This is a genomic window from Streptomyces sp. NPDC102402, assembly GCF_044765765.1.
GTDB lineage: Bacteria > Actinomycetota > Actinomycetes > Streptomycetales > Streptomycetaceae > Streptomyces.
The window spans coordinates 301,272-327,223 of the sequence record NZ_JBIWKR010000006.1 but is presented as its reverse complement, the minus strand read 5'-3'; the positions used below and the strand labels follow the sequence as shown (position 1 = coordinate 327,223).

The following is a 25,952-nucleotide window of genomic DNA, read 5'->3' as shown; positions in this document are numbered from 1 at the left end:
ATGGATGGAGTGGTCCGGCCGCGTCCGGCGGGGCGCCTCCCGAGACCGCCCGTCCGGCCGCGTCCGGCGGGGCGCCTCCCGAGACCGCCCGGAGCGCACACGGCGGCTGCGGCTACGCTCAGGGCCGTGACAGACCAGCAACACCACCGCTTCGAGCGCGGCACGGACGGCCCCAAGGTGATCGTCGCGGGCCTCGACGGTTCCGAGTCCTCGATGCGGGCCGCGGCGTACGCGGCGGGCCTCGCCCGTCGGCAGAACGCGATGCTCGCCCTCGTCTACGTCCAGCCGTTGATGGCGGCGGGCGCCGCTCTGGGGGCCCCGGTCGCCGACACGACCGGGGAGGTCGCCGAGGGGCTGGTGAACGAGATCAGGACCGCGACCGAGCGGCTCAAGGACATATGGAATGTCCGCTGGGAGTTCCACACGTTCCGCGGCGATCCGTACAACGGCCTGGTGACGGCGGCCGACGACCTGAAGGCGGACGCCGTCGTCGTCGGCGCGTCGGAGTCCGCCGGACACCGCTTCGTGGGTTCGGTGGCGGTCCGCCTCGTGAAGGCCGGACGCTGGCCGGTCACCGTCGTTCCTTAGAGCCCCGCCCGATGCCCTGACCAGGCGGGGTGTCCGACGGGAGGCGCTCCGCGTGATCGTTCCGCGCAGGCGTCACCTGCCTGCTACGAGGCCGTCCTGGGCCCCGCCACGGCTGAGGACGGCGGCATGGATCCGGTCGCGGATCTCGCGCAGCCGGCCGTCGTTGCCGTCCGCGGCCCGGGAATCGAGGGCGACGACGCGCCCCGCCTCGGGGTCGAACCACTGCGGAATGAACTCGGCCTTCCTGACGGCCCAGCGCCCTCCGGGTTTCGCGGGCGGCGCGAAGGTGAAGCGGCCCATCGAGCTCTCGTTGGCGCGCGGGTCCTTGACCCCGTCGTGGTTGACCATGGCACCGGCGACCTGGTCACCCATGCCGTACACGATCCAGGTGCCGTTGACCTTCTCGTACGCCTGCGGGACATGGGCATGGGTGCCGAGGATCAGGTCGATGTCGGGACGTCCGCCGGTAGCGGAGGCCGTGAGTTCACGGCCGAGCCCGAGCTGGACCTCGTCGGGGGCGTCCTGCCACTCCGTACCCCAGTGCAGGGATACGACGACCACGTCGGCGCCGGCTTCGCGGGCCGCCCTGGCGTCCGCCACGATCAGGTCCTTGTCGATCAGGTCGACCGCCCAGGGCTGCCCGGCGGGCAGCGGCAGGTCGTTGGTCCCGTAGGTGTACGCGAGGTGGGCGACCTTGGCCGCGTTCTTCGCCTTGCCCGCCTTGAGCAGGGTGGGGCGGGAAGCCTCCTCGGCCGAGCGTGCGGATCCGGCGTGCGCGACGCCCACGCGGTCCAGCGCGTCGAGTGTGCGTCGGACACCCTGGGCGCCGTCGTCCAGGGTGTGGTTGGAGGCGGTGGAGCAGGAGTCGAAGCCTGTGGAGCGCAGGGCGGTCGCCACCTCGGGCGGCGACCTGAAGGACGGATAGCCGGTGTAGGGTCCTCCCTCCTGGCCGTAGGCGGTCTCCATGTGGCAGATGGCCAGATCCGCACCCGAGACGGCGGCGGCGGCGCCCTTGAGCATCGGGCGGAAGTCGTAGCCCCTGCCATCCGCGTCGGCGGCGGCCCGGTCGATGATCGTGGAGTGCGGCAGGATGTCGCCCGAGGCCAGCAGCGTGAAGGTCCTCGCCCCCTCCGCTCCCCCGGCGCCCGCGCCGGCCGCACCCCGCTCGGCGGAGTGGTGCCGGCCGGCGAAGCCGGGAGGCGTCGACTGCTGGCCGGTACAGGCGGTTGCGGTGGCGAGGAGACCGGCGACGGCGATCGCCGCGCCCTGTCGGATGCGCTTCGTCATCTGCACGACTCCCAGTTCGGATGATTCAGGCCATCCGACTACACATATATTCATACCGGTGAGTCAAGAACAAAGCTCCCTAAGTACCTGAATCGGCCGTATCGCCGTCCGCTGACCGTTCACCGCACCACTCGCCGCTCACTGCGACCGCTCGGCGCACGTCCCGGCGCACGGCCTGTTCCCCCACGCCCCGATGCGTTCGTATACGCCAGGCGGGATCGAGGCGTCAGGGGCCTCTTCGGGAAAGGACGTTCACGATGACCACGGCGACAACCGATGAACGGACCCTCGCGGAGCTTCAGCGTGAACACGGGCCCGCGCTCTTCCACTTCCTCCTGGGGCTGACGTTCGGCGACCGGCAACGGGCCGAGGACCTGCTGCAGGAGACACTGGTGCGCGCCTGGCAGCACCCCGAGGCGTTCGACGCCCCCTACGACTCGATGCGCCCGTGGCTCTTCACTGTCGCCCGGCGCCTCGCCATCGACGCCCGCAGGTCCCGCCAGGCCCGGCCCGCGGAAGTCAGCGACCAGGTCCTGGAGAGCGCCCCGGCCCGGGACGACACGGCCGGATCAGCGGTCCGCGCCCTGGACGTGCGCGAGGCAGTACGGACGCTCAGCCCCGAACACCGCGCGGTGCTCGTGCAGATCTACTTCCGGGGACTCAGCGTGGGCGAGACCGCGCAGGTCCTCGGCATACCGGCGGGCACCGTCAAGTCCCGCTCCTACTACGCGCTGCGTCTGCTGAGCCGCAACCTGCCCGGCTACTCCAGCAGGTCGTCCACGTCCAGCAGCGCGAGCAGGGAGACCGCCTCGGCCACCTCCATGTAGGCCGCGGCGCACGCCTCGCACCGCTGGAGGTGCCGGGCGACCGCACCGCTCTCCCCCGGTTCCAGGGCATCGAGTACGTAGCCGCCCAGCAGCCGGTGCACATGCGGGTCGTCGCCGCGGTCGGCGGTCATCTCACCTCGAATCTCCCGACGGATCCTGCCCTTCTGCCCACGCGGGGCGCGCGCCCCCGGTTCAATGCTGCGTGTGGCCCGGTGCCGAGTCGACGAAAGAGGCGAGACGGGATGCGTCCCGAACATCACGATGGAACCGGTGGGGACGGGCTGCTGGTCCCGATGGCATGGCTGTACTCCGAGTACATCGCCGACGAGGTGCTGGTGACCGGCGACCTGATGGAGCCGACGACCCTGGAGTACCGGGCGGGGCGCGACGCACTCGCCCTGACGATCTTCCTCTCCGACGGGGCGGTCGCGGACGAGCTCCCCGCGGCACGGGTGGACGAGCTCCGGCTGCTCACCGCGTACGGCACCTCCTGGAGGCGCTGGGTCTGCGCGCGACTGGAGGCTCTCGAGCGGCCGACCGCCCCGGCGGGTGTCGCGGACCCTGATCTCGCGCTGGCGCGGGCCGCCTGGCGATGGCTGGAGGAGACCGAACTCCTGGCCGCGGACCTCGACGCGCTCGGCCCACCGCCCTGGGAGCCGGTCGCCGGCGAGAGCGAGGGCGAGGCGCAGGTGTGGACGCCGGCGTGGCAGCTGGGTCTGCCCCTCGGCCATCTGGCCGTCCATCTGTACTGACCCGCGGGCAGTGACCAGGGTCGGGGGCCGGGTCAGGAACCGTGTACGCCCGCACGGTACTTGGGCAGCCGCAGGGTGATCTTCATGCCCGCCCCGACCCCCGTCTCGATGACGAGCCCGTAGTCGTCGCCGTACACCTGGCGGAGCCGTTCGTCCACGTTGAGCAGTCCGATGCCGGCGGAGGTTCCGCCCTCGCCCCGCAGGATCTGGCGGAGGCGGTCCGGCTCCATCCCGGCGCCGTCGTCCTCGATGACGACCTCGGCCTCGGCCCCGGCGTCCAGCGCGCTGATCGTGATGCGGATGGGGGCGTCGCCCCGCCGGGCCGGGCCGGGAGCCCGCGGAAGGGTGACGGCACCCTCCAGGCCGTGTTTGACGGCGTTCTCGACGAGGGGCTGGAGACAGAGGAACGGGAGCGAGACGGGCAGCACCTCCGGAGCGACCTGGAGGGTCACGGAGAGCCGCTCACCGAAGCGGGCCCGCACCAGCGCCAGGTACTGGTCGATGGAGTGGAGTTCGTCGGCCAGGGTGGTGAACTCGCCGTGCCGGCGGAACGAGTAGCGCGTGAAGTCGGCGAATTCCAGGAGCAGTTCACGTGCCCGCTCCGGATCGGTCCTGACGAACGACGCGATCGCGGCGAGCGAGTTGAAGATGAAGTGCGGAGAGATCTGGGCCCGCAGTGCCTTGATCTCGGCCTCGATGAGCTGGGTGCGGGAGCGGTCGAGCTCGGCGAGTTCCAACTGGACGCAGACCCAGCGGGCGACCTCCCCCGCCGCCCTCGCCAGCACCGCCGATTCCCGGGGCGCGTAGGCGACGAGGGTGCCGAGCACCCGGTGGTCGACCGTCAGCGGGACCGCGACGGCCCAGCGCAGCGGGCAGTCGAGGTCCCCGCAGTCGCTGTGGAAAGCGGTGTCCCTGCCTCTGTCGAGGACGCCCCGCACCTGGTCCATCACGTCCCTGCCGTGGTGGTCGCCCTCCCCGTCCCAGACCAGCACCCGGTCGCGGTCGGTGAGGCAGAGGGCGTCGGTGCCGAGCAGTGAGCGCAGTCCTCGCACCGACCGGCGCGCGCTCTCCTCGGTGAGTCCCGCGCGCAGCGGAGGCGCCGCGAGGGAAGCCGTGTGCAGGGTCGCGAAGGTGGCGTGCTCGACGGGCGTCCCCACATCACTGGTGCGTACGGGACGGGCGGTGCGGCCGAGGAGAAAGCCGGTGCCGAACAGCAGCAGTGCGAGGACGGCGATGGCGGCGATCCCTGCCCCGGTCACCGCCCGCGCCCCGAGGTCAGTGCTTCGGGCAGGTGGAAGCGGGTCATGGCCGCGTTGGTGCCCGGCGGTATCCGGCCCGGGGTCGCGAGCGAGACCAGGATCATCGCGAGGAAGCCGACCGGGACCGACCACACGGCGGGCCAGGCGAGGAGCGCGTGCGGCCAGCCGGGCGGGCGCACGGCGCCGCTGACCGTGATGGCCACGGAGAGCAGCGCGGAGCCGCCGCCGAGGAGCAGACCCGCGATCGCGCCCGGCGGAGTGAGCCGTCGCCACCAGATGCCGAGGACGAGCAGCGGGCAGAAGGAGGACGCAGAGACCGCGAAGGCCATCCCGACGGCGTCGGCGACCGGCACCCGGCTGACCACCAGCGAGCCCGCCAGAGGCACGGCGATGGCCAGGACGGTGGCCAGCCGGAAGTGCCGCACGCCCCGCGAGGGCAGGACGTCCTGGGTGATCACTCCGGCGACGGCCATGGTGAGACCCGAGGCGGTGGAGAGGAACGCGGCGAAGGCACCGCCGGCCAGGAGGGCGCCGAGCAGATCGCCGCCGAGTCCTCCGATCACCCGGGCGGGCAGCAGCAGGACGGCGGCGTCGGCGTCGCCGCCGTGCATGAGCTCGGGCGCGTACAGCCGCCCCAGGGCCCCGTAGACCGGGGGCAGCAGGTAGAACAGGCCCACGAGGGCCAGGACGGCGACGGTGGTGCGGCGGGCGTCGCGGCCGTTGGGGCTGGTGTAGAAGCGGACCACCACATGGGGCAGGCCCATGGTGCCGAGGAAGGTGGCCACGATCAGTCCGTACGTCGCGTAGAGCGGATGGTCGGCGCGGAACACGGAGATCTGTTCGTCGAAACTGACCCGGGGGCGGCCGTCGCCCTGCCAGGCCAGCACCAGGAAGATCGCGGGCACCAGCAGCGCCGTGAGCTTCAGCCAGTACTGGAACACCTGCACGAAGGTGATCGAGCGCATGCCTCCCGCCGCGACGGCGACCACGACGACCGAGGCCACGAGTACGTCGCCGAGCCAGCCGGGGGCGCCTGTGAGGATCTTCAGGGTGAGCCCTGCCCCCTGGAGCTGCGGAACGAGGTACACCCAGCCGGCGCCGACGACGAAGACGCTGACCAGTCGGCGGACCTGCCGTGATTCGAGGCGCCCCTCGGCGAAGTCGGGCAGGGTGTACGCCCCCGAGCGGCGCAGCGGAGCGGCGACGAACACCAGCAGCACGAGATATCCGGCGGTGTACCCGACCGGGTACCAGAGCATGTCGGGGCCGTGCACCAGAACCAGGCCGGCGATGCCGAGGAAGGAGGCCGCGGACAGGTACTCTCCGCTGATCGCCGCGGCGTTGAGCCTCGGGCGCACGGTGCGCGAGGCGACGTAGAAGTCGGAGGTGGTGCGCGAGATCCTCAGCCCGAAGCCGCCCACCAGGACGGTGGCCAGGACGACGAGGGCGACCGCCGCCACCGCCGCGGGGTGGTCGGGTGCGCTCACGGTGCGGGAAGGTCTTCCACGAGCCGGGCGAAGTCGCGCTCGTTGCGCTCCGCCCGGCGCACGTACCACCACGCGGCCAGGGTGAGCGGCGGACACGTGGTGAACCCGAGCACCGCCCAGACGACGGCGTTGCTGTGGAGGGCCTCGAAGACCAGAGGAAGGGTTCCCGCCACCAGGGCGAGCGCGGCGAAGACGGTGAGCCCGGCGCGGAGCTGGCTGCGCATCAGCGAGCGTACGTAGGCGCCGCCGAGGGCCGTCTGCTCGTCGATCTCCGACTGGGCGCGGTGACGCGGCAGCGGACGCACCCGTCGGGGCTCGCCCATGACCACTTCACGGCGGGGCGTGCTCTCTGCGGACATGGGCCCGGAGTGTAGGCGGCGCGGGGCCCGGGTGGGAAGGGGTGACATCCGGTAGGGCCAGGTCAGCGGCCGGTCTGCCGCATCAGCAGATCGCGCAGGGCGCGGGTGTGGCGCCGGCTGACCGCGAGCTCGGCGTCCCCGATGCGGACGCTCATACTGCCCGCGTCGAGCCGCAGTTCGTCGATCCGGTTCAGCGCGACGAGGTGCCGGCGGTGGATGCGTACGAAGCCCCGGGAGCGCCAGCGTTCCTCCAGGGTGGTGAGCGGGATCCGGACGAGGTGGCTGCCGGCCGCGGTGTGCAGCCGGGCGTAGTCACCCTGGGCCTCGGCGTAGGCGATGTCGTCGACGGCCACGAAGCGGATCACTCCGCCCAGTTCCACGGCCACCTGGTCGGCGGTCGCGTCGGTGACCGGCGCGGAGCGTTCGCCGACCTGCTCGGCGACCCGGCGTACCGCCTCGGCCAGGCGCTCGCGGCGGACGGGCTTGAGGACGTAGTCGACCGCCTTCAGGTCGAAGGCGTGCACGGCGAAGCCCTCGTGGGCGGTGACGAAGACGATGAGCGGGGGCGCGGCGAATCCGGCCAGCAGCTGCGCCACGTCGAGCCCGGTCAGTCCGGCCATGTGGATGTCCAGGAACACGACGTCGATCGCCGACGGGTCCTCCGGTCCGGCCTCGACGGCGCTGCCGATGCGGCGCAGCGCCTCGGTGGCACCGGTGGCGCCCTCGGCGCTCCGGATCCGGGGATCGGCGCGCAGGAGGTAGAGGAGTTCCTCCAGGGCGGGTTCTTCGTCGTCGACGGCGAGTACGCGCAGCATGAGGCCGGAGTTTAAGTGCTCCGACCGTGTGACGGGGTGAGTGATTCCCGCGTTCGTCACGTACTGGGGACCATGCGCGCCATCGAACTCCACCGCGACGCCGGAGCCTACGCGCTCGGAGTGCTCGGGGCTGCCGACAGCTGCCGGTTCGAGGAGCATCTGGCCGAGTGTTCCGCGTGCGTGGTGCAGGTGCGCGAGTTCGGCGCGGTGGTGGCGCACCTGGCGGTGTACGCGCACGCGCTGCCCCCCGGCGCGGTCCACTCGTCCGGCCGGCGGCCCGGGACGACTTGAGTCCACCCGGTGGCCGGGGGCTACTTGAGGAAGCGGGAGAGCCTCCGGTCGGCGAGCGGCTTGCCACCCGTCTGGCAGGTGGGGCAGTACTGCAGCGACGAGTCGCTGAACGACACATCCAGGACGGTGTCACCGCAGACGGGGCAGGGCTGACCGGCACGGCCGTGGACCCGCATGCTGCTCTTCTTCTCGGCCTTGAGCCGGCCGGCGGCGACGCCCCGGGAGCGTTCGACGGCCTCCTGGAGCGTGGTGCGCATGGCGTCGTGAAGACGGGTGATGTCGTCATCGGCCAAGCTGGTGGTGAGCTTGAACGGCGACATCTTCGCGACGTGGAGGATCTCGTCGCTGTAGGCGTTGCCGATGCCCGCGATCAGTGACTGGTCGCGCAGGGCGCCCTTGACCTGTCGTCGCTCCTCGCCCAGCACCCGTGCGAACGCCTCCCGGTCGAAGGAGTCGGCGAGCGGATCGGGGCCGAGGCGCGCCACTCCGGGCACGTCCGCGGGATCGTGCACCAGGTGGACGGCGAGACGCTTGGTGGTACCCATCTCGGTCAGGTCGAAGCCGTCGCCGCCGGTGAGGACCGTCCGCAGGGCGAGCGGCCCCTTGCCCGGGCGCGGCGGGGTCGAGGGGAAGCTGTCCTTCCACTGCAGCCAGCCGGCCCGTGCGAGGTGGATGAGCAGGTGGAGCTCCCCGGCCGTGACGTCGAGGAATTTGCCGTGCCGGGCCACCGAGGTGACGGTGGCACCCTCCAGGGCGGTGGGCGGCGGGTCGTACGTCTTCATGACACTGATCGCGAGCGGCAGGACGCGGGCGATCTCCTTGCCGACCAGGTGGTCGTCGAGGAAGTCCCGCAGGGCTTCGACTTCCGGCAGTTCGGGCATGCCTCCAGCCTGCCGCAGCGGCCGCGCGACCGCGCGGCACGGTCTCCGTGCGGCGGGTCACAGCAGGCCGTACACCCGCCGCGCGGTGCCCGCGAGGACGGCCTGCCTGCCCTCCTCACCGAGCCGGCCGGTCAGCTCCCGCGCCGCGTCGAGGACATCGGCGTACGGGGCGGCGAGCCGGCACACCGGCCAGTCGGAGCCGTACATCAGGCGGTCGGGCCCGAACGCCTCGATGGCGGTGTCCGCGTAGGGCCGCAGGTGCTCGACGGTCCAGGACCGGGGGTCGGCCTCGGTGACCAGACCGGAGAGTTTGCAGACGGTGTTGGGGTGCGCGGCGAGCGCCCGCAGGCCGTCGGCCCAGGGCTGCGTGGTCCCCAGCGCCACCGGGGGCTTGCCGGCGTGATCGAGGACGAAGGTGAGCCCCGGCAGCAGCGCGGCGGCACGGGCGGCGGCAGGCAGCTGGTGCGGGCGGACGATCAGGTCGTAGACGAGTCCTTCCGCGGCGACGGCTCGGAGGCCGCGCAGGACGTCGGGGCGCAGCAGCCACTCCGGGTCGGGTTCGCTCTGGACCTGATGGCGGATTCCGACGAGACGGCCGCCACCGGGGAGGGCACGGAGCGCGGCGAGGGTGTCGGCGACGTCCGGCGCGGTCAGGTCGGTCCAGCCGACGACGCCCGCGACGAGGGTGCTGCCGTCGGCGAGCGCGAGGAGTTCGGGTGTCTCCTCGGCGACGGTGACCGTCTGGACGAGGACGGTGGCGGCCACCCCGGCGGCGCGCGCCTCGGGCTCCAGGTCGGCAAGGGTGAAGGTACGGCGGATCGGGGCGAGTTCCTCGCCGGTGATCCAGTCCTGGTCCCGCACCGAGAGGTCCCACACATGGTGGTGGGAGTCGACGACCGTCACAGCAGCCCCTCGGCACGCAGATCGTCCCAGAGTGCGTCCGGGACCGGCCTGCGCAGCTGTGCCGCGGCGTCACGCACCTCGTCCGGGGAGCGGGTGCCGACGAGGACTCCCGCGACGGCCGGGTGACGCAGCGGGTGGTGCAGGGCTGCCGCACGCAGCGGGACCCCGTGCCTCTCGGCGACGGCCCTCATGCGCAGCGCCCTGTCGAGAAGGGGCGCGGGGGCCGCCGCGTAGTCGTAGGTCGCACCTGGCCGGGGGTCGGCCAGCAGCCCGGAGTTGAAGACACCTCCGACGATCACGCCGCGGCCGCGGGCGGTGGCCTCCGGAAGCAGCTCGTCGAGGGCGGTCTGGTCGAGGAGTGTGAAGCGGCCGGCGCAGAGGACGGCGTCGACGTCGGTCTCGCGCAGGAAGCGGGTGAGCATCGCGGTCTGGTTCATTCCGGCGCCGATGGCACCGACCATTCCCTCGGCGCGCAGCTTCTCCAGGGCCGGGTAGCCCTCGCGGAAGGCCGCCTCCCCGTGGTCGTCGGGGTCGTGCAGATAGACGACGTCGATCCGGTCGAGCCCGAGCCGTCCGAGGCTCTCCTCGACGCTGCGGCGGATGCCGTCGCCGCTGAAGTCCCAGCAGCGGCGGTGGGTGTGCGGTACGGCGAATCCGTCGGAAAGCCCCTGGTGGGACGCCGTCTCGGCGGTGGTCAGGGGGTCGAGCAGGCGGCCGGCCTTCGTGGACACCGCGTATGTGTCCCGGGGCCGGTCGCGCAGGGCGTCCCCGAGGCGGCGCTCGGAGAGCCCGAGGCCGTAGTGCGGCGCGGTGTCGAAGTACCGGATGCCCTCGTCCCACGCCGCGTCCACGGCGGCGGTGGCCTGTTCCGGATCGACCTCGGTGAAGAGGTTGCCGATCGCCGCGGCCCCGAAGGAGAGCTCGGTGATCTCGACCGCGCTGCGTCCGAGCCTGATGCGCCGCATGCTCCTGGCCACCCCCGCCGATGATCCCTGCTTGTCCGTACAGGACTATTCATCGGATCAATCGGGTGCGTCAACACCGTCCGGCAGATCGGCCCTCACGCCGGAGCGGGCACCGCGGGAAGGAGCGCGTGCAGTTCGCTCAGCTCCTCCTCGGCCGCGGCGGCCAGCCGGTCGAGATCGGGCAGCGCCTTCCCGTCGGCGACCAGTCCGATCTGCACCCTCCCGCCGTAGGTGGACAGGGCGACGGCCAGCGACTGCCCGCGGGCCAGCGGCGCCATGGGGTAGACGGCGCGCAGCGGGCAGCCGCCGAGCGAGAGGGCCGAACGGGGCAGGGGCACGCTGGTGACCAGGATGTCGAAGAGCATCCGGGCCGCGTTCCCGGCCAGCGGTGCCCCGAACCGGTGGGCCAGCGCGGGCAGCTGGTCGGCCAGCACGGCCACGGCGCCCGCGCCGCGCAGCGGTCCGGCCGCCTTGTTGCGGTTCATGCCCGTACGGACGAGGCGCAGCCGTTCCCGGGCGTCGGGTTCACCGACGGGCAGACCGAGCAGGTAGGCGGACAGCCTGTTCCCGGTGGCGGCGACACCGGGCCGGCGCCGTGAGACCGGGACGAGGGCACGGGGGTCGGCACCGGGGAGCGGCTCTCCGCGTTCGAGCATCCAGCGCCGCAAAGCACCGGCGACCACCGCGAGCAGGACGTCGTTGGCCGTACCGCCCTCGGTGCGCCGGACGCGCTGCACCGCCCCGGCGTCGAGTTCGGCGGTGGCCAGCCGTCGTGTTCCGCTGGAGCGGGCGGTCAGGGCCGTGGTCGCGCGCAGGTCGAGACGGCTGGCGCGTACGACGGAGGCGCCGACCCCCAGCGCCCGCCCGACGTCACCGAGCCGGTCCATCGCCATGCCGGCCGCCTCGTACGGACCGGGCAGCCAGGAGCGGGGCGGCACCGGTGTCCGGCGGCGCACGGCGCCGCGGCCCGCGCCGGCGGAGGCGATCTGGTCGAAGATGCCGGCGCCGATGGCCACGGCCCGCATGCCGTCGGCGAGCGCGTGGTGCAGCTTCACGAGTACGGCGAACGGGCCGTCACCCGGGCTGTCCAGCAGATAGATCTGCCAGGGCGGCAGGCCCCGCCCAAGGGGCTGTTCCATGAGTTCGCCGGCGAGTCGGCATGCCTCCGCCATGAAGTCGCCCCCGGGGAGCACGACCCGCTTGACGTGCCGGTGCACGTCGAAGTCCTTGTCGGTGAACCAGGCCGCGCCGCCCACGGGCAGCAGGACGTCGCGTACCCGCATCCGAAGCCGGGGAATGGCGGCGGCGCGGGCTCCGAGCAGCTCGAGCAGTTCCTGCGGGGCCACGCCGGGCACGGGGTCGAAGACGGCGAGTGCGCCGAGGTGCATCGGATGGGCATCGGATTCGAGGTGCCAGAAAGCCAGATCAAGCGGTGCCAGAAGCTCGGTACTCAACGGGGCCTCGCGTCTTCGACAACGGAACGGCGGGATCGCAGTCAATCCCGCAAGCTCGGTTACGGTCAAGTATGGACATGTTACGTACTGTTACAGTCTCGCGGCGTCCCGGCCGAGGCGCTACCTGTGCTCCTGGATGGAGAATTCGCACCACACGCACTTGCCGTTGCCCCGGGACTCCACCCCCCAGATGTCGGCCAGCCGGTCGACGAGCATGAGCCCGCGGCCGGAGACCCCCGACTCCCCCGCCTCCCTGCGGCGGGGGAGCGCGCTGGAACGGTCCTCGACATCGACCCGGAGGCGGCGTTCCGGCCCGGTGAGCACCCGGATGGTGACGATGGCTCCGCCGTCGGTGTGCATCAGCGCGTTGGTGATCAGCTCGTCGGCCGCGAGCTCGACCTCGTCGGCCCGGCCCTTGGCCCCCCAGGCACGCACCGCCGCACGGATCATGTGACGGGCGGAGGTGAGCGCCTCGGGGTCGTTCTGCGCCACGTGCTGCTGGAGCCGGCCGCCCGGGTGCGGGGCGTGCGCGGCGTTGCGGCGCAGCAGCAGCACCGCCATGTCGTCCTCGCCGCCGCGCTCGTCGACGACCTCGCAGAGCCGGTCGGCCAGTTCCTGGAGGTCCTGCGGGCCCTCACCGACCGTCGAGGCGAGCAGCCGCATGCCGTCGTCCAGGTCGGTGCCCGGCAGCTCCACCATGCCGTCGGTGTACATGATCAGCGTCTGGCCCGGGTCCAGATCGACGGTGCTGACGGGGTATTCGAGCTGCTCGAACTCGGCGGAGAGCCCCAGTGGCAGACCGCCCTCCACCGGCAGTTTGCGACAGCTCCCGTCGACGTCCCGCAGGGCCGGATCGACGTGCCCCGCCCTCACCAGCTGGACGACTCCGGTGGTCAGGTCGGCCTCGGCGTAGGTACAGGTGGCGAAGCGCTCGGTGTCCAGTTCGTGGAGGAAAACGGACGCCCGGGCCATGACGGTGGCCGGGCTGTGCCCTTCGGCCGCGTAGGCGCGCAGCACGATCCGGAGCTGGCCCATCACGGCCGCAGCGTGCGTGTCGTGCCCCTGTACGTCGCCGATGACCGCGCCCACCCGGCCGCCGGGCAGCGGAATGATGTCGTACCAGTCGCCGCCGATGTCCCGGCCGAGCCGTGCCGAGCGGTAGCGGACGGCGACCCTCGCCCCGGGCACCTCGGGGATCCGGCGCGGCAGCATCGCCTGCTGGAGCCCTTCGGCGAGGTCGTGCTCCTGTTCGTAGAGCATGGCCCGCTGGAGGCTCTGGGCGATCGAGCTGCCGAGAGCGACGAGCAGGTTCCGCTCGTCGCCGGTGAAGCCCGCCTTGTCGCCGTAGAGGAGCCCGAGCGCGCCGATCGGGCGGGCCTGGGCGATGAGCGGCATGTACGCGGCCGCGGTGATGCCCAGGTGGCTGATGTGGGGCCACAGGATGGGGTAGGAGGCGGCGAAGTCCTCGGGCGTCTCGATGAAGCGCGGCGTGAGCGTGCGGATCACCTCGCTCATCGGATAGGGCTCGTCCGTCCGGGTGTAACGGGTGCCCTGCACGAACGCCCCTTCGGGGCCGTCCGCCACCAGATGGATGCGACCGGACTCGAGCAGTCCCATGACGAGGCTGGTGGCGCCGAGATTGGCCAGCCCGCTGGAGCTCTTCAGGACCTCGGTGACGTCCTTGACCGTCCGCGCGTGGGCCAGGGCGGCCGTGGTTCCCTCGACCAGGCTGGTGCGGCGACGCCGCTCCTCGTCCACGGTCCGGCGGGCGGTGGATTCGGCCAGTTCCTGGGTGGCGTCACGGATGATCCCGATGATGCGGCGCGGCCGGCCGGTGCCGTCGCGGCGGATGAACCCCTGGGTGTGGGTCCAGCACAGCGTGCCGTCCCGCTGCATCCTGCGGAAGTAGGCGCCGTAGTTGCTGCGGCCGCTCTTGAGCGCCTGCGACACCATGCCGTCGAGCCGGATCGCCTCGTCGGCGGGAACGCGCGGCGCGAGCCCCTCCGGATGACCGTCGTACTCGCCGGGGCGCAGGTCGAACACCTCGAGGGCGGGCTCGTCCATGTGCATGAGGCCGCTGTCCAGATCCCAGTCGAAGCTACCCATGCGGTTCAGGGCGAGGCTGAGGTCCGGGTGGGCGGGCCAGTCGTCCGGGAGTGACAGGGCACCCGCTACCCGATCATCCATGTGCGCCACTCTGCCATTATTTGTCCGATTCCTCGACCGAACAGGCTCCTTGAACACATTCAAGTCTTGCTCTAAGCTCGGCGCGAGACGAATTGAACATGTTCAATTCGACCGTTGCTGCACGTCATGAGGGGCTGTACGTCATGAGGCGGGGGTGGACGCGATGTCCGTACTGGTCGGTCTGATCGTGATGCTGGGCATGCTGGTGATCGTCCCGTTGGGCCTGGGGCTCGTCGGCGACCCCTCGCTCCACCGGATACGCCGTCTGTGGCCCCTCTTCGCGGTGCCCGGAGCGGTGTCCCTGTGGCTGCCACGCGGCGGCGTCGCCACCGCGCTCGCCCTCTGCTACGCGCTGGGGACACTGCTCCTCGCCACCCATGCGCCCCGCCGGCTCGCGCGCACAGGCAGCCTGCGTCCGGTGGAGGCCGCCCTGCTCACCGCGTTGGTCACCCCGTCGGTCGCGGCACTCGCCCTCGTCGCCGAGCGCTCGGGCCACGAACTGTTCGGCTTCGGGCTGGGCATCCTGGCGCTGACCGTGCCGCACTTCCACTTCGCCGGCTTCGCCGCCGCCCTCGTCGCGGGCCTCCTCTGCCGTACGGAGGACGGCGCGGCGGGCCGGTTCGCCGCCCTGAGCGTGCCGCTCGGGACCCTGCTCGTCCTCGTCGGCTACTTCACCGGGGAATGGACCGAGCTCGCCGGAGCACTCGTGCTCACCGCGGGGATGTGGACGGTCGCCCTCATGACCTGGCGCACCGTCCGCACCGGTGACCGCGACCGCCTCACCCGCGCCCTGCTCGCCATGTCGGCCGGGGTGCTCGTGGTGACCATGGTGCTCGCGCTGAGCTGGGCACTCGGCGAGGCCACCGGACTCCCCCACCCCACCCTGACCTGGATGGCCGCCACGCACGGGCTGGGCAACGCGCTGGGCTTCGCCCTCTGCGCGCTGCTCGCCCGGCGCCGCCTCCGGGACCTCACCCACCAGGAAGGCAGGACCGCATGAGCACCCTGACGTATCCCGAGGCCGGAGCCACCCGGCTCGGACCGCTGCCGGAGGGCTACAACCACCTCCACCACCGCGCCGTGATCGGCAGGGGCCGTGCCGACTTCGAGGCCGCGGGCGCGACCGTCACCGAGTGGCGCATGCACAGGGCCGCGGGTGCCGGAGTGGTGGCGTCCGCCTCGCGGGCCGAACCCGGAGTCACCGTCGACGTGTCGGCGGGCATCGGGCGGCTCCGCGTCACCGCCCCCTGCGAGGTCGTCTGGACCGCGTACGAGAGGGACCGTACGGGCTTCGCCTACGGCACCCGGCCGGGACATCCGGAACGCGGGGAGGAGAGCTTCGTGGTGGAGCTGGCGGACGACGGCACCGTGTGGTTCACGGTCACGGCGTTCTCCCGACCGGCGTGCTGGTACGCCAGGCTGGCCGGTCCGCTCGTGCCGGTGGCCCAGCGCTGGTACGCACGCCGGCTCACCGCCGTGCTGCGCCGGACGGCACCGGCTGCCTGACCGCGGTCCGGGCCCGATACTGGAGGCGATGGAGTGGTTCACCGCAGACGGCTACTGGCTCAGCAGACTGATCTTCCAGCGGGGCCTCGCCGCCGTCTATCTGGTCGCGTTCGTCGCCGCGGCGCTCCAGTTCCGGGCGCTGATCGGTTCACGCGGCATGCTCCCCGTGCCCGGCCTCCTGCGGCGCACCCCTTGGCGCGCGGCGCCCGGCCTGTTCCGGCTCCACTACTCGGACCGCTTCTTCGCGTGCGTCGCATGGGCCGGCGCCGCGGTGTCGCTGGCCCTGCTGGCGGGCGTGGACGCATACGTCCCGCTGTGGGCCGCGATGACCCTGTGGGCGGTGCCGTGGGTGCTGTACCTGTCAATCGTCCAGGTCGGTCAGGTCTGGTACGGCTTCGGCTGGGAATCGCTCCTGCTGGAGACCGGCTTCCTCGCCGTGTTCCTCGGCAACGGGGACACCGCCGCGCCGGTGCTCGTGCTGTGGCTTCTGCGCTGGCTGCTCTTCCGGGTGGAGTTCGGAGCGGGTCTCATCAAGATCCGGGGGGACGAGTGCTGGCGGCGGCTGACCTGCCTGGACTTCCACCATGAGACCCAGCCCATGCCGGGGCCGCTGAGCCGGCTCTTCCACCTGCTCCCGAAGCCGGCGCACCGGGTGGAGACCGCCGCCAACCACGTCACCCAGCTCGTGGTGCCCTTCCTGCTGTTCACCCCGCAGCCCGTGGCGAGCGTCGCGGCAGGACTCATGGTGCTCACCCAGCTGTGGCTGGTGCTGTCGGGGAACTTCGCCTGGCTCAACTGGCTGACCATCGTCCTCGCCCTCGCCGCGATCGACTGGTCGCCCATGGCCGGCCCGCCACCCGCACAGCCGGGCTCCCCCCTCTGGTACGAGGTGGTGGTCGTCGCCGCCACCGTCCTGGTCCTGGCCCTCAGCTACCGCCCGGCACGCAATCTCCTCTCCCGCCGCCAGGTGATGAACCGGTCCTTCGACCCTCTGCACCTGGTCAACACCTACGGCGCCTTCGGGAGCATCAGCAGGATGCGGCTGGAGGTCGTGGTCGAGGGCACCGACGAGGAGGCGGTCCACCCCGGGACCCGGTGGCTCGAGTACGGCTTCCGGGGCAAACCCGGTGATCCGCGCAGGCTGCCGCGCCAGTTCGCTCCGTACCATCTGCGGCTGGACTGGATGATGTGGTTCGCGGCGCTCTCCCCCGCCTACGCCCGCTCCTGGTTCGAGCCGTTCGTCGAGCGGCTGCTGCAAGGCGACCGGGACACCCTGCGGCTCATGGGCCACAACCCGTTCTCCGACGGACCGCCCGCCCACATCCGGGCGAGGGTCTTCCACTACAGGTACACGGACCGGAGCGAACTGCGGGCCACGGGATGCCGGTGGCACCGGACCTACGTGCGGGACTTCATGAGGCCGGCCCCCCGGCCCGTACCGCTCCGGCCTCGCGGGCACGCCCCGGAGGAGCGGCGGACGCCGGGCTCCGACGAGGAGGCATCCGGTGGCCGGAAATGAGCCCTGCCCCCGTCCGGAGACGGGGGCAGGGACCGAGGCGCTGTTCGGAAAGGGTGCGGGGGATCAGTCGATGCCGGGCAGGATGTGCGGCTCGGCCAGATCGTCCTCGTAGCCGGCCAGCCTGATCGGTGCCGACCTGGCCCAGACCTCGATGTTCCGGAGCTTCTCGGGCCGGCGGGCCCGCTCTCCGGTCCGCTCGGCCGGGCGCGTCTCGGTCTTCGTCATTTCAGGTGTCACCGCGGACTCCTTTGTGTCGCGTAACCCCGGGGCGGTGGCGACGCTGCGGTGTGAGAACCGTGTCGACCGCCCTCTGCGGGGCAGGGGCAGAAACAGTTCGGTCGCGGTGGCGCCGGTACGGGGTGGGACGGCGGGCTGGTTACAGACCTGTCCCAGGACGGCCGAGGGAGCTTCGTGGATCCCTCGGTGGCGTCCGTTCACCTCAGACTAACCAAATGAGCGCCGTCCCGCTCGACAGAACGTGTGGCCTGGGTCACTTTCAGCCAACAGAACAGCGGCGGCCCCGGTATTCGCGGGGCCGCCGCTGTGCCGTCTGTCCACGCAGGTGACGGTGGTTACGGAAGGGGCCGGGGGTCCGAGCGGTCAGCCGGAGTGCCGAGGCCTGCCGGACTTCACCAGCCCGCGGGCGCGTAGTCCTTCAGGAAGCAGCCGTACAGCTCCTCGCCCGCCTCACCACGCACGATCGGGTCGTAGACCCGCGCGGCGCCGTCGACGAGATCGAGCGGGGCGTGAAAACCCTCCTCCGCGAGGCGGATCTTGTCCGGGTGGGGACGCTCGTCCGTGATCCAGCCGGTGTCGACGGCGGTCATGAGGATGCGGTCCTTCTCGAACATCTCCTGGGCGCTGGTGCGCGTCAGCATGTTCAGTGCGGCCTTGGCCATGTTGGTGTGCGGGTGCCCCGCACCCTTGTAACCGCGGCCGAAGACCCCCTCCATCGCGGAGACGTTCACCACGTAGGCGCGGTTCGCGGCAGCGGCGGCCATCGCCGGGCGGAGCCGGCTGATCAGGATGAAGGGCGCCGTGGAGTTGCAGAGCTGGACCTCGAGGAGCTCGATCGGCTCGACCTCGTCGACGGTCTGGATCCAGCTGTTCGTGTCGTGCAGGTCGGGGACCAGGCCGCCGGCGTCGATGGCGGTGCCCGCGGCGATACGCGCCGGTGAGGCCGAGCCGGTCACCAGGGCGAGACCCGTGACGTCCTGCGCGGTCAGCCCCTCCCCCTCCTTGCGCGCGGCCGGGAGCGCGGCGACCCGGTCGACGGTGCCGCTGCCGAACGTGCCGATCACGTGGGCCGCGGGCAGCTCACCCGTCGGCAGCGGGGCGGACTCGGCGGCGAGCAGCTCGCTGTAGGCCTGCGGGGAGCGGCGGACGGTCTGTGCGGCGTTGTTGATCAGGATGTCCAGCGGCCCCTCGGCGGCGACCGAGTCGGCCAGCGCGACGACCTGGGCGGGGTCGCGCAGGTCGATGCCGACGATCTTCAGGCGGTGGATCCACTCGTCACTGTCCGGCATCGCCTTGAAGCGGCGGATCGCGTCGTTGGGGAACCGGGTGGTGATGGTCGTGTGAGCGCCGTCGCGCAGCAGGCGCAGCGCGATGTACATGCCGATCTTGGCACGGCCGCCGGTCAGCAGGGCCCGGCGTCCGGACAGATCGGTACGCGCGTCACGCCTGTCCCGGTTCTCCTTGGCGCACTGCTGGCAGAGCTGGTGGTAGAAGGCGTCCACCTCGACGTACCGGGTCTTGCAGATGTAGCAGGACCTCGGCCGCTGGAGTATGCCCGCGATCTCGGCGGTGGCCGAGGAGGACGGGAGGACGCCCTGTGTCTCGTCGTCGATGCGCTCGGCGGAGCCGGTCGCCGTGGCCTCCGTGACGGCCTTGTCGTGCGCGGTCTTGGCGGCGCGGCGCTCCTGGCGGCGGCGCTGCTTCACGGTGCGGTAGATCCCCGCGGTCGCCCGGCGCACGGCGACGGCGTCCGGGTGGTCGACCTCGATGGCGTTCAGCTCGTCGAGCACGCTCAGGCAGACGGCCAGCCGCTCCGGGTCGATACCGGGACCGAACGCGTCGATGCCGGGAGCGAACTCCTGGCTGTCCTCTGTCACCGTCATGGCCGTTCCTCTGTCACTCGTCACTCATGCCGCCTGCGGGCCTCGGTGGGAAGTGGTCCGGCCGGGGCCGGCGAGGGCAGGCGCGCACGGGCCGAATGCCCCGGTCAAGTCTGCCATGAGTCCGGCGTAGCTCAGTTCGGCCCGGCGCCCTCCTTCTCCTCGGCGGAGAGCGGGGTCGCGATGTCCTCGAGGGACCGCCCCTCGGCGGCGACCGCGAAGAAGACGGCGACCAGCCCGGCGGCCACCATCAGTGCCGCGCCGATGCAGAACGCCAGGGCGGTGTCCCCCGGGACACCGCTCGCGGTGAGGTCCGCGAAGACCAGGGGGCCCGTGATCCCGCCGGCGGCCGTGCCCACGGCGTAGAAGAAGGCGATGGCCATGGCCCTCGTCTCCATCGGGAAGATCTCGCTGACGGTCAGGTAGGCGGAGCTCGCGCCCGCGGAGGCGAAGAAGAGGACCACGCACCAGCATCCGGTCATGGTGGCGGCGGTCAGGGATCCGTTCTGGAAGAGCCAGGCGGTCACGAAGAGCAGCACGCCGGAGGTGAGATAGGTGCCGGCGATCATCGGCTTGCGGCCCACCGTGTCGAAGAGCCTGCCGAGGAGGAGCGGGCCCAGGAAGTTGCAGAAGGCGATGACGGCGAAGTAGTAGCCCGTGGCTCCGCTGGAGACGTCGAAGAACGTCACCAGGATCGAACCGAACCCGAAGGTGACGGCGTTGTAGAGGAATGCCTGTCCGATGAAGAGGGCCAGGCCGAGCACGGCCCGCTTCGGATAGGAGCGGAAGACCGTGCGGGCGATCAGACCGAAGCCGATGCTCGTGCGCTGCCGCACCGTGATCGCCTGCTCCGCAGGAGGAAGCGGCCGCCCGGTCTCCTTCTCCACCTCCTGTTCCACCCCGTCGACGAGCCTCTCCGCAGCCGCGTCGTGTCCGTGGATGAACATCCAGCGCGGGCTCTCCGGCACATGGCGGCGCACCAGCAGGATGACGAGCCCGAGGACGACGCCCAGTGCGAAGGTGAGCCGCCAGCCGATGTCCTTGGGGAAGATGTCCGTGTTCAGGGCGAGGACGGAGAGCAGGGATCCGGCCACGGCCCCGAGCCAGAAGCTGCCGTTGATGATGAGGTCGACGCGCCCCCGGTACTTGCTGGGGATCAGTTCGTCGATGGCCGAGTTGATCGCCGCGTACTCCCCGCCGATCCCGAAGCCGGTCAGGAAGCGGAAGAGGAAGAACCACCACGCCGAGAACGAGACCGCGGTGAGCGCCGTGGCCGCCAGGTAGACGGCGAGGGTGATCAGGAACAGCTTCTTGCGCCCGAAGCGGTCGGTGAGCCAGCCGAAGACCAGTGCACCGGAGCAGGCACCCGCGACGTAGAGCGCGGCGGCGATGCCGGTGACCTGGGCGTCGGTGATGGCCAGCCCGCTGCCGTCCTCCGACAGCCGGCTGGCGATGTTGCCGACGACCGTGACCTCGAGTCCGTCGAGGATCCAGACCGTGCCCAGACCGATCACGATCATCCAGTGCCACCGCGACCAGGGCAGCCGGTCCAGCCGTGCCGGGATCCTGGTCGTGACGGTGGGTCGGGCCGACGCGCCGGTGCCGCTCATGTGTCCCTCCTCTGCTTCCGGAACACCACAGGTGCCCGGAACGAGGCGCGCATCACACACCGGCCGGAAAGGATAACGGAAACCACCCGGACGGACACGGAACGTTGCTTTCGATCATGTTTCCCGGCCCTGCCGTCCTTCCGTGAAAAAAGATTGGTTTTCGGTGGCATCACTTTCGGAAACCGGGGCATGCGCCCGTCACTGCATACGGACTCCAGGGAGGGCGACACCATGACGGTCATGTCAACGCGAACCACCGAAGCGATCGGCACGGCGGCCGCGCCGGGCGACGGGGCGGAGGCGGTTTCCGACGTGGCCGCGCTCCCCTGGATCGAGGACGCGGGCAAGGTGGCCCCTCAGGACGCGAGGGCCATGTCGAAGATCTTCTTCGACCGGCTCCAGGTCCTCGAAGAGGGCACGCACGAATACCAGTACGCGCGCAACACCCTGATCGAGATGAATCTCTCCCTGGTGCGCTTCGCGGCCTCCCGCTTCCGCAACCGGGGCGGTGACGACACCGAGGACATCATCCAGGTGGGCACGATCGGCCTGATCAAGGCGATCGACCGGTTCGACCTCTCGCGCGAGGTCGAGTTCGCCACGTTCGCGGTGCCGTACATCGTGGGTGAGATCAAGCGGTTCTTCCGCGACACGACCTGGTCCGTGCACGTGCCGCGGCGGCTGCAGGAGCTTCGGGTCGAACTGGCCAAGGCCAAGGAGCTGCTGTCGGCCAGGCTCGACCGCGACCCGACGGTCGCGGAGCTCGCCACGCACCTCGATCTCCCCGAGGAGGAGATCATCGAGGGCCTCGTCGCCGCGAACGGCTACTCGGCGGGCTCGCTGGACACCCCGAACGCGGACAGCGAGTCGGGCACCGACCAGCGCGCCTACGCCGACCTCCTCGGCGAGGACGACCCCGGCATGGAGAGCGTCGAGAACCTCCACACCCTCGCTCCGCTGCTGCGGCAGCTGGACGACCGGGAGCGGAAGATCGTCCGTATGCGCTTCGGCCAGGAGATGACCCAGGCCCAGATCGGTGCGGAACTGGGCGTCTCGCAGATGCACGTGTCGCGCCTGCTGAGCAGGATCGTCCAGCGCCTGCGCACCGGCATGAGCGTCGAGGCCTGACACCCCGCACCACCGCGTCGAAAGACCGAGGCCCGGCCGGACGCCGGGCCTCGGTCGCATATGCTTCCTGCCGAATACGGCCGTGGGTGTGCCGTCCGTCGGAGGGGGTGGAGTGTTGGCCGAGTCGTCGTCGGACACCACTGTGCGCGTGCAGCAGCTCAGCGGGATTCCGGAGCAGCAGAAGGTGCCGGCTGCCACCGACGCCTCCGTCTGGGACGTCGACGCCGTACTGCTCCTCGTCGAGGACGATGCCGGGGACGCGCTCCTGGTCGAGGAGATGCTCGCCGACAGCGAGCTGGACGCCCCGCTCACATGGTGCAAGACGCTCGCCGAGGCCCAGCGGTTCCTGCTGGACTGCCGTTCCTCCGTCTGCGTCCTGCTCGACCTGCATCTGCCGGACGTGAACGGCCTCGACTCCGTACGCCGGCTCGTCGCGTCCGCCCCCGACGCGGCCGTCATCGTGCTGACGGGTCTGGCCGAGTCCGAGACCGGTCTGTCCGCGGTGGCGCAGGGCGCCCAGGACTATCTCGTGAAGGGCCGGATCGACCCCGAGATGCTGGGTCGCGCGGTCCGCTACGCCCTCCAGCGCAAGAACGCGGAACGGTCGGCTGCCGCGATGCGCACCAGCGTGCTGATCGCCCAGGAGAACGCCCGCCTGGAGCGCGCGCTCCTGCCGATCCCGCTGCTGCTGGACGACAGCTTCCAGGTGGCCGCGCGCTACGAGGCCGGTCGCGCCCACGGACTGCTGAGCGGTGACTTCTACGACGTGGTGCAGACGGCCGACGGCGCCGTGCACGCGGTGATCGGCGACGTGTCCGGGCACGGTGCCGCGGAGGCCGCGCTGGGTGTCTGTCTGCGGGTAGCCTGGCGCACGGCCGTACTGACCGGTGTCTCCCAGCTCGAGAAGGTCGGGCTCCTGGAGGAGATACTCGTCGCCGAGCGGTCGGATCCGCATGTGTTCGCCACGGTGACGACGCTCGTCTTCCCTCCGGGCAGGGACAGGGTCTTCGTGGCGCGTGCGGGACATCCCGGTCTGCTGCTGCGGCACGGCACGGAGGTCGACTGGGTCGAGCCCGACGCGGGCATGGCACTCGGAGTGCTGCCCGGAGCGGGCCGCTGGACGATCACGGAGCTGGAGCTCCTCCCCGACAGCGAGCTCGTCCTGTTCACCGACGGCCTCTTCGAGGGGCGTACGGGGCCGAAGTCACGGCTGGGCGAGGAGGGCCTGCTGGAAATGGCCGGCCGGTACGGCCCGCTGGAACCCCGGGCCTTCGTCGACGCACTGGTCGCCGAGGCCACCGAGAGCGCCTCTCCGTACGGCGGACTGGCCGATGACGTCGCCGTCCTGCATGTCGGCTGGAAGAAGGGCTCATGAGCACGGAGAGCACCAGTGCCGGGAGGCCGGGCGCGATAGCCCGTCTGTCGGTGCAGAACTGGGTCCACCTGATCCTGGCCGGTTTCGTCCTCGTGGTCTGCGGGTGCCTCGTCGTGGGCGGGCTCGTCCTCTCGCGCATCTCCGACCGGACCACGGACCTGGTGGACCGCATCCAGCCCGCCCGCTCCGCCTCCTTCCAGCTGCAGAACTCCCTCCTCGACCAGGAGACCGGGGTGCGTGGTTTCGCGCTCACCGGGGACACCAGCTTCCTGGAGCCCTACGAGGCGGGCAAGCGGGCCGAGCGGGAGCGGCTGGACCACGTGCGCTCACTGATCCGGAACGAACAGCCGTACGCGAGGGACCTGGACCGGATCGCGGAGGCCGCCCGGCAGTGGCGCACCCTGCGCGCCCAGCCGCTGATCGCGGCGGTGCGGGCGAGCGGGCCCACCGGCGCGTCCTCCGGCCCCATCCTGCGGAGCAAGTCGGAGTTCGACGCGCTGCGCGTCCTGGCCACCACGCAGCAGAGTCACCTGGACGACGCGCGCGACCGGGCCCGCTCCGAACTGGACGACGCCCGCACCACCCGCGACCGGGTGCTCATCGCTCTGGTGATCGGCTTCGTCCTTGCCGTCGTGTCGATCGGTCTGCTGCTGCACCGGGTGGTGGGACGGCCGCTGGCCGAACTGACCGCCGCGTCGGACAGGGTCAGGTCGGGCGCCTTCAGCAACCGGATCGAACCCCACGGCCCCTCGGACGTCAGGGCGGTGGCCGCGGCGGTCGAGGACATGCGCCGGCGCCTCGTCGCGGAGCTCGCCGACACCCAGGAGCGGGAGACGCTGCTCGCCGAACAGACCGCGGAACTGCGTCGGTCCAACTCGGAACTGGAACAGTTCGCCTACGTGGCTTCGCACGACCTCCAGGAACCGCTGCGGAAGGTGGCCTCGTTCTGCCAGCTGCTGGAGAAGCGGTACGGCGGAGAGCTGGACGACCGCGGCCGGCAGTACATCGGCTTCGCGGTCGACGGTGCCAAGCGGATGCAGGTCCTCATCAACGATCTGCTGACCTTCTCCCGGGTGGGCCGGGTGCAGCAGAGCTGGAAGCCCGTCGACCTCGAGAGCTCCCTGGACCGCGCCCTGTCCAACCTCACCCTGGCGGTCGAGGAGTCCGGGGCCACCATCGTGCGCGAGGACGCGCTGCCGGAGCTGCTCGGCGACTCGACGTCGCTCACCATGGTCTGGCAGAACCTCGTCGGGAACGCGGTCAAGTTCCGCAGGGCCGACGTGCCGTGCCGGATCACCGTCGGGTGTGTCCGGGAGGGCGAGGACTGGCACCTCACGGTCGCCGACAACGGCATCGGGATCGCCCCGGAATTCGCCGACAAGGTGTTCATCATCTTCCAGCGTCTGCACGCCCGCGACGAGTACGAGGGGACGGGGATCGGGCTCTCCCTCTGCCGCAAGATCATCGAATTCCACGGTGGCCGGATCTGGCTGGACCCGGAACCGGCCGAGGGCACACTCATCCACTTCACCCTGCCCGTCCTTCCTGAGGCCCCCACGCACACCACGGCGGAGCTGCTCGCCCCCGCCCCTCTCACCCCCCGGTAGGGAGACAACCCGTGAACGACGCCGTCAAACCCATCGAGGTCCTGCTCGTCGAGGACGATCCCGGCGACGAGCTGATGACCCGTGAGGCCTTCGAGGACAACAAGATCCGCAACACGCTCCATGTGGTGCGGGACGGCCAGGAGGCACTGGACTTCCTCTACCGGCAGGGCGAGTACGCCGACGCGCCGCGCCCGGACCTGGTGCTTCTCGACCTGAACCTGCCGAGGTACGACGGCAGGCAGGTGCTCGAGCGGATCAAGACCGACCCGGAACTGGCGCTGATCCCGGTGGTGGTCCTCACCACGTCCTCCGCCGAGGAGGACATCCTGCGCAGCTACAAACTGCACGCCAACGCCTACGTCACCAAGCCGGTCGACCTGGAGCAGTTCATCGGAGCGGTGCGCCAGATCGACGACTTCTTCGTGAGCGTGGTACGGCTGCCTCCGCGTGCGTAAGATCTGCAGGGATCCCCCGGAGTGGGATCTCTCGACGCGGGTAGACGAACGGCGAGAAGAGGTCTACGACCTCCCCTGCGGCGCCCTGGCTGGAGCACATGAACGAACAGGCCACCTCACGGCCGGACGACTCCTTCCGGGTGTCCCCGTCCACGGAGGTTCTGCTCGCCGCCGAGGTGTTCGACGGCGAACCCGGATGCATCGCCCAGGCACGCGCGCTCGCCGAAAGATTCCTGGCGCGGCTCGTGGCGGAGTGGCTCGCGGTCCTCGGGGAGCACACCCGCAGCGACCTCATGCTGGCGGTCAGCGAGCTCGTCACCAACGCGGACCGCTACAGTCACGGCCCGTACCTGCTGGAGCTCGAGGGTGACGCACGGCGCATCAGCGTCACCGTGTACGACAGCAGCACGGCGCTCCCGGTGCTCTACTCCCCTGACCCGGCCCGCCTCGGCGGTCACGGCATGGAGATCGTGGTCGCACTCTGCGACCGGCTGACGGCCGAGCGCGTGCCCGTGGGCAAGCGCATCCGCGCCGAGTTCATGCTCAGCACCTGACCGCCCCCCTCGTTCCGGCCCGACCG

At 71.3% G+C, this 25,952-nt stretch carries 26 protein-coding genes; 12 read left to right on the top strand and 14 right to left on the bottom strand.

The genetic code is table 11. The features are described 5' to 3' along the window. Positions 1–126 precede the first annotated feature (126 nt). Positions 127–588, top strand: coding sequence for a universal stress protein (locus ACIRJR_RS20655; RefSeq protein ID WP_403782633.1), 462 nt, complete (start codon positions 127–129; stop codon positions 586–588). 72 nt (positions 589–660) lie between these two features. Here ACIRJR_RS20655 and ACIRJR_RS20650 read toward each other — a convergent pair whose 3' ends face one another. After that, a complete protein-coding gene (locus ACIRJR_RS20650; protein ID WP_403782630.1) occupies positions 661–1,875 on the bottom strand; it encodes a CapA family protein in 1,215 nt (404 codons plus the stop codon). Between the two features lie 257 nt (positions 1,876–2,132). Here ACIRJR_RS20650 and ACIRJR_RS20645 point away from each other — a divergent pair, with 257 nt between their 5' ends. Next, positions 2,133–2,702, top strand: coding sequence for a sigma-70 family RNA polymerase sigma factor (locus ACIRJR_RS20645; RefSeq protein WP_403782627.1), 570 nt, complete (start codon positions 2,133–2,135; stop codon positions 2,700–2,702). On the opposite strand, the gene ACIRJR_RS20640 is transcribed toward ACIRJR_RS20645, so the two are convergent. Further along, positions 2,636–2,833 carry a zf-HC2 domain-containing protein gene (locus tag ACIRJR_RS20640; protein ID WP_403782624.1) on the bottom strand — a complete coding sequence of 66 codons (198 nt, stop codon included), beginning with the start codon at positions 2,831–2,833 and terminating at the stop codon, positions 2,636–2,638. The two genes, ACIRJR_RS20645 and ACIRJR_RS20640, sit on opposite strands and share 67 nt — an antisense overlap. Before the next feature lie 111 nt (positions 2,834–2,944). On the opposite strand from ACIRJR_RS20640, the gene ACIRJR_RS20635 reads away from it, so the two are divergent. Further along, positions 2,945–3,454: a hypothetical protein gene (locus ACIRJR_RS20635; protein WP_403782621.1), complete on the top strand. Its 510-nt coding sequence runs from the start codon at positions 2,945–2,947 to the stop codon at positions 3,452–3,454. Between the two features lie 32 nt (positions 3,455–3,486). Here the strand turns inward: ACIRJR_RS20635 and ACIRJR_RS20630 are convergent, their stop codons facing one another. The 4 genes from ACIRJR_RS20630 to ACIRJR_RS20615 all read right to left on the bottom strand — a co-directional run bounded on the left by ACIRJR_RS20630 (position 3,487) and on the right by ACIRJR_RS20615 (position 7,374). Then, a complete protein-coding gene (locus ACIRJR_RS20630; RefSeq protein WP_403782618.1) occupies positions 3,487–4,713 on the bottom strand; it encodes a sensor histidine kinase in 1,227 nt (408 codons plus the stop codon). Beyond that, positions 4,710–6,200 carry a cation acetate symporter gene (locus ACIRJR_RS20625; protein ID WP_403782615.1) on the bottom strand — a complete coding sequence of 497 codons (1,491 nt, stop codon included), beginning with the start codon at positions 6,198–6,200 and terminating at the stop codon, positions 4,710–4,712. Before ACIRJR_RS20625 ends, ACIRJR_RS20630 begins: the two co-directional genes overlap by 4 nt. Continuing rightward, complete coding sequence (locus ACIRJR_RS20620; protein WP_403782612.1) at positions 6,197–6,559, bottom strand: hypothetical protein; 363 nt, start codon at positions 6,557–6,559, stop codon at positions 6,197–6,199. The genes ACIRJR_RS20625 and ACIRJR_RS20620 overlap by 4 nt, the downstream gene beginning before the upstream one ends. 62 nt (positions 6,560–6,621) lie before the next feature. Further along, positions 6,622–7,374 carry a LytR/AlgR family response regulator transcription factor gene (locus ACIRJR_RS20615; RefSeq protein ID WP_403782609.1) on the bottom strand — a complete coding sequence of 251 codons (753 nt, stop codon included), beginning with the start codon at positions 7,372–7,374 and terminating at the stop codon, positions 6,622–6,624. Between the two features lie 72 nt (positions 7,375–7,446). On the opposite strand from ACIRJR_RS20615, the gene ACIRJR_RS20610 reads away from it, so the two are divergent. Continuing rightward, positions 7,447–7,665, top strand: a complete 219-nt coding sequence (locus ACIRJR_RS20610; RefSeq protein ID WP_403782606.1) for a zf-HC2 domain-containing protein — start codon at positions 7,447–7,449, stop codon at positions 7,663–7,665. A gap of 20 nt (positions 7,666–7,685) precedes the next feature. On the opposite strand, the gene ACIRJR_RS20605 is transcribed toward ACIRJR_RS20610, so the two are convergent. The 5 genes from ACIRJR_RS20605 to ACIRJR_RS20585 form a co-directional block, all read right to left on the bottom strand. Further along, entirely contained in the window at positions 7,686–8,546 is an 861-nt protein-coding gene (locus ACIRJR_RS20605) for an Fpg/Nei family DNA glycosylase (protein WP_403782603.1), read from the bottom strand. A 57-nt stretch (positions 8,547–8,603) separates the two neighbouring features. After that, positions 8,604–9,449 (bottom strand): amidohydrolase family protein, encoded by an 846-nt coding sequence (locus ACIRJR_RS20600; protein ID WP_403782600.1) that lies wholly within the window; start codon positions 9,447–9,449, stop codon positions 8,604–8,606. Next, positions 9,446–10,414 carry an aldo/keto reductase gene (locus ACIRJR_RS20595; protein WP_403782597.1) on the bottom strand — a complete coding sequence of 323 codons (969 nt, stop codon included), beginning with the start codon at positions 10,412–10,414 and terminating at the stop codon, positions 9,446–9,448. The genes ACIRJR_RS20600 and ACIRJR_RS20595 overlap by 4 nt, the downstream gene beginning before the upstream one ends. A 95-nt stretch (positions 10,415–10,509) precedes the next feature. Then, a complete protein-coding gene (locus tag ACIRJR_RS20590; RefSeq protein WP_403782594.1) occupies positions 10,510–11,868 on the bottom strand; it encodes a wax ester/triacylglycerol synthase family O-acyltransferase in 1,359 nt (452 codons plus the stop codon). A 120-nt stretch (positions 11,869–11,988) separates the two neighbouring features. After that, complete coding sequence (locus tag ACIRJR_RS20585; RefSeq protein WP_403782591.1) at positions 11,989–14,055, bottom strand: SpoIIE family protein phosphatase; 2,067 nt, start codon at positions 14,053–14,055, stop codon at positions 11,989–11,991. Between the two features lie 163 nt (positions 14,056–14,218). On the opposite strand from ACIRJR_RS20585, the gene ACIRJR_RS20580 reads away from it, so the two are divergent. Genes ACIRJR_RS20580 through ACIRJR_RS20570 form a run of 3 tightly spaced genes read left to right on the top strand, consistent with a single transcriptional unit; the run spans position 14,219 to position 17,080 of the window. Further along, on the top strand, positions 14,219–15,055 hold the full coding sequence (locus ACIRJR_RS20580) for a YndJ family protein (RefSeq protein ID WP_403782588.1): 837 nt from the start codon (positions 14,219–14,221) through the stop codon (positions 15,053–15,055). Further along, positions 15,052–15,561, top strand: coding sequence for a DUF1990 family protein (locus ACIRJR_RS20575; protein ID WP_403782585.1), 510 nt, complete (start codon positions 15,052–15,054; stop codon positions 15,559–15,561). The genes ACIRJR_RS20580 and ACIRJR_RS20575 overlap by 4 nt, the downstream gene beginning before the upstream one ends. A gap of 28 nt (positions 15,562–15,589) precedes the next feature. Continuing rightward, positions 15,590–17,080, top strand: coding sequence for a lipase maturation factor family protein (locus ACIRJR_RS20570; protein WP_403782582.1), 1,491 nt, complete (start codon positions 15,590–15,592; stop codon positions 17,078–17,080). 63 nt (positions 17,081–17,143) lie between these two features. Here ACIRJR_RS20570 and ACIRJR_RS20565 read toward each other — a convergent pair whose 3' ends face one another. The 3 genes from ACIRJR_RS20565 to ACIRJR_RS20555 all read right to left on the bottom strand — a co-directional run bounded on the left by ACIRJR_RS20565 (position 17,144) and on the right by ACIRJR_RS20555 (position 20,807). After that, complete coding sequence (locus tag ACIRJR_RS20565) at positions 17,144–17,317, bottom strand: hypothetical protein (RefSeq protein WP_403782883.1); 174 nt, start codon at positions 17,315–17,317, stop codon at positions 17,144–17,146. A 392-nt stretch (positions 17,318–17,709) separates the two neighbouring features. Then, positions 17,710–19,200: an SDR family NAD(P)-dependent oxidoreductase gene (locus ACIRJR_RS20560; RefSeq protein ID WP_403782580.1), complete on the bottom strand. Its 1,491-nt coding sequence runs from the start codon at positions 19,198–19,200 to the stop codon at positions 17,710–17,712. 131 nt (positions 19,201–19,331) lie between these two features. Beyond that, the gene (locus ACIRJR_RS20555) at positions 19,332–20,807 is read right to left on the bottom strand and encodes an MFS transporter (protein WP_403782577.1); all 1,476 of its coding nucleotides are present in this window, start codon (positions 20,805–20,807) and stop codon (positions 19,332–19,334) included. Between the two features lie 231 nt (positions 20,808–21,038). On the opposite strand from ACIRJR_RS20555, the gene ACIRJR_RS20550 reads away from it, so the two are divergent. The 5 genes from ACIRJR_RS20550 to ACIRJR_RS20530 all read left to right on the top strand — a co-directional run bounded on the left by ACIRJR_RS20550 (position 21,039) and on the right by ACIRJR_RS20530 (position 25,926). After that, complete coding sequence (locus ACIRJR_RS20550; RefSeq protein WP_403782574.1) at positions 21,039–21,935, top strand: RNA polymerase sigma factor SigF; 897 nt, start codon at positions 21,039–21,041, stop codon at positions 21,933–21,935. Between the two features lie 148 nt (positions 21,936–22,083). Beyond that, entirely contained in the window at positions 22,084–23,310 is a 1,227-nt protein-coding gene (locus ACIRJR_RS20545; protein ID WP_403782571.1) for a PP2C family protein-serine/threonine phosphatase, read from the top strand. Further along, positions 23,307–24,917 (top strand): ATP-binding protein, encoded by a 1,611-nt coding sequence (locus ACIRJR_RS20540; protein ID WP_403782568.1) that lies wholly within the window; start codon positions 23,307–23,309, stop codon positions 24,915–24,917. Before ACIRJR_RS20545 ends, ACIRJR_RS20540 begins: the two co-directional genes overlap by 4 nt. A gap of 11 nt (positions 24,918–24,928) precedes the next feature. Further along, positions 24,929–25,372, top strand: coding sequence for a response regulator (locus ACIRJR_RS20535; RefSeq protein ID WP_327112058.1), 444 nt, complete (start codon positions 24,929–24,931; stop codon positions 25,370–25,372). A gap of 98 nt (positions 25,373–25,470) precedes the next feature. Then, complete coding sequence (locus ACIRJR_RS20530) at positions 25,471–25,926, top strand: ATP-binding protein (RefSeq protein WP_403782563.1); 456 nt, start codon at positions 25,471–25,473, stop codon at positions 25,924–25,926. Positions 25,927–25,952 lie beyond the last annotated feature (26 nt).